The organism is Polaribacter sp. (assembly GCF_965660385.1).
Classification (GTDB): Bacteria; Bacteroidota; Bacteroidia; order Flavobacteriales; family Flavobacteriaceae; genus Polaribacter.
In genome coordinates this window covers 1-2,459 of record NZ_CBFHZT010000121.1, presented here as the reverse complement: position 1 = coordinate 2,459, position 2,459 = coordinate 1, and the positions used below count along the sequence as shown (strand labels likewise).

Sequence of the window (2,459 nt, the reverse complement as noted above, 5' to 3'; positions counted from 1 at the left end):
CTAAAAACTGTTTTGTAGTTTCATTTAAAAGATTTTCTGTAATGTGTTCTATAGAAAATGTTTCATCAATTTCTGTTTCTAAATCGTAACTTGGTGTAGTTGCTCCTATGGTAAAAGTACCTGTATATTCTTTTATTTGGCCTTGATAGGTATTAATTTCCTTTGTTTGTTTTCCTGTACAAATAATAAGTAAACCAGTAGCTAAAGGATCTAAAGTGCCTGCATGCCCCACTTTAATTTTTTTGATTTTAAAGCGTTGCTTAATATGCCAACGAATTTTATTTACAGCCTGAAAAGATGTCCAAGTTAGTGGCTTATCAATCAATAAAACTTGACCATTTTTAAAATCTTCTTCGGTTTTAATCATCCTGAAAAATAAAATAACATTCCTGCTTTAAAAAGGAATTAACTTAAAAGCGCATAACCAATGGCTATGATACCAACAACAGCACAGTAAATTGAAAAATAGGATAATTTACTTTTCTTTACCAAAGCTATCATCCATTTACAAGCTAATAAACCTGATAAAAATGCGGCCACAAAACCTGCTGAAATGGCAATCATTTCTGATGATTGAAAATTTAAATCACCTCCCAAAACATCTTTCCCTATTTTACCAAATATTAAAGGCACTACCATTAAAAAAGAAAAACGTGCTGCTCTTGTTCTATCAATCCCCAATAAAACAGATGTAGAAATCGTTGCACCAGATCTCGAAATACCAGGTAACATTGCGATTGCTTGAGAAATACCAATAATTACTGAATTAGAAAATGAAACTTCTTTATTGGTGTTTTTTGCTTTATCTGCCAATAAAAGTAATAGTGCAGTTACTAACAACATTACCCCTACTAACAAAATTTTACCCCCAAAAAAAGATTCTAATTGTTTTTCAAAAAGCAAACCTACAACTACTGCAGGAATCATTGAAATAATGATTTTTAAAGAAAACTTTAATTCGTCATTCCATTTAAACTGAAACAAACCTTTTAAAATTTCTGCAACTTCTTTTCTAAAAATTACAAGGGTACTTAAAGCTGTTGCAAAATGTAAAACCACTGTAAATGTTAAACTTTCTTCGGGTACTGAGGTATCTCCTAAAATGGCTTTTGCCAATTCTAAATGACCACTAGATGATACAGGTAAAAATTCTGTTAAACCTTGTATTACCCCTAATATAATTGCTTCTAAAATATCCATTAGTTTTTATTTTTTGGGATCTGCTAAAATTGCATAAATTTCTATACCTAAACCTATAATTACTAAGGTTGGTGCTAAGCGAATTCTTTGCCAATTGTAAATTTCTTCATTAAAAACATTAGGATCGTCACTACCTCCACCAGCCATTGCAATAAAGCCAGCTGCAATAAATACGATACCTATTAGCATAATGATATAGTTTTTTTTACCGAATAAAAACTCTTGTGTTTGCGTGGTTTCTTTTTTCATATTCTTAATAATAAAGTTCGTCTGTTTTTAAGTTTAAAAAACGTTGAGTAGCAAAAAATGTACTAATCCAAGTAATTATTAATGCAGATACAACTACACCACCTGCAATATAAGACAAAGTGGTATAATCTTCTAAAAAGTTTAAACTTGGTATGTATTTATCTAAATAATATACTAAGGCTGCCAAGCCCATAAGCGCTAAGATTGCGCCCAACATTCCTAATTTTAAACTTCGCCAAATAAATGGCCTTCTAATAAAGCTTTTAGTAGCTCCAACCATTTGCATAGTTTTAATTGTAAAGCGTTTTGAATAGATGGATAATCGTATAGAGCTATTGATTAAAATCATTGCAATTAATGCAAAAAAACCGCTTACAATTAATAACCAAAAGCTAATTCTTTTAATATTTTTAGTTAATAAGTTTATTAGGGGTTTATCATAAGAAATATCAGCAACAAATAGATTTTTTGAAAATCGTTTTTCTAATTCTGTTACTTTTTCTGGGGTAACGTATTCTGCTTTTAAATAAATATCAATTCCGTTTTTTAAAGGATTCTCTCCTAGAAACTCTAAAAAATCTTCCCCTATTTCTTTACTATATTGTTTAGCTGCTTGTGTTTTGCTTGTATATATTGCCTTTTTTGTAAACGCTTCTTTTAAAAGTGATTCTCTAAAAGTCTTGATTTGCTTTTGGGTAACGTTATCCTTTATAAACAAGGTAATCGCTACTTTTTCTTTAACATAGTTGGCTACTTGACTAGATTTTAAAACAATCAACCCTAAAACACCAACCATAAAAAGAACTAAAGCAATGCTAATTACAACAGAAATGTAAGAAGATGCTAAACGTCTTTTTTGATAAGAGTCAAATTTTGATGACATTAAATAGTCCTTTTAATAATCGACGCAAGATAATAATTAGAAATTAGTTGATAGTACCTATTTGCAGTATTTTAACTATTCAATTTCTTGGCATAATTCAATTAAAACTCCGTTTGTAGTTTTAGGA

General features: G+C 29.8%; 3 protein-coding genes and 1 pseudogene. All 4 read right to left on the bottom strand.

The window, feature by feature from the left end; translation table 11 throughout:
• Window positions 1–367, bottom strand: a pseudogene (locus ACTG3V_RS15420) (tRNA pseudouridine(55) synthase TruB); the annotation flags it as partial.
• Between the two features lie 38 nt (window positions 368–405).
• Window positions 406–1,200 (bottom strand): undecaprenyl-diphosphate phosphatase, encoded by a 795-nt coding sequence (locus tag ACTG3V_RS15415; RefSeq protein WP_439133064.1) that lies wholly within the window; start codon window positions 1,198–1,200, stop codon window positions 406–408.
• Window positions 1,201–1,206: 6 nt separating this feature from the next.
• On the bottom strand, window positions 1,207–1,449 hold the full coding sequence (locus ACTG3V_RS15410) for a DUF3098 domain-containing protein (protein ID WP_439133063.1): 243 nt from the start codon (window positions 1,447–1,449) through the stop codon (window positions 1,207–1,209).
• 4 nt (window positions 1,450–1,453) lie between these two features.
• A complete protein-coding gene (locus ACTG3V_RS15405; protein WP_439133062.1) occupies window positions 1,454–2,332 on the bottom strand; it encodes a cell division protein FtsX in 879 nt (292 codons plus the stop codon).
• Window positions 2,333–2,459 lie beyond the last annotated feature (127 nt).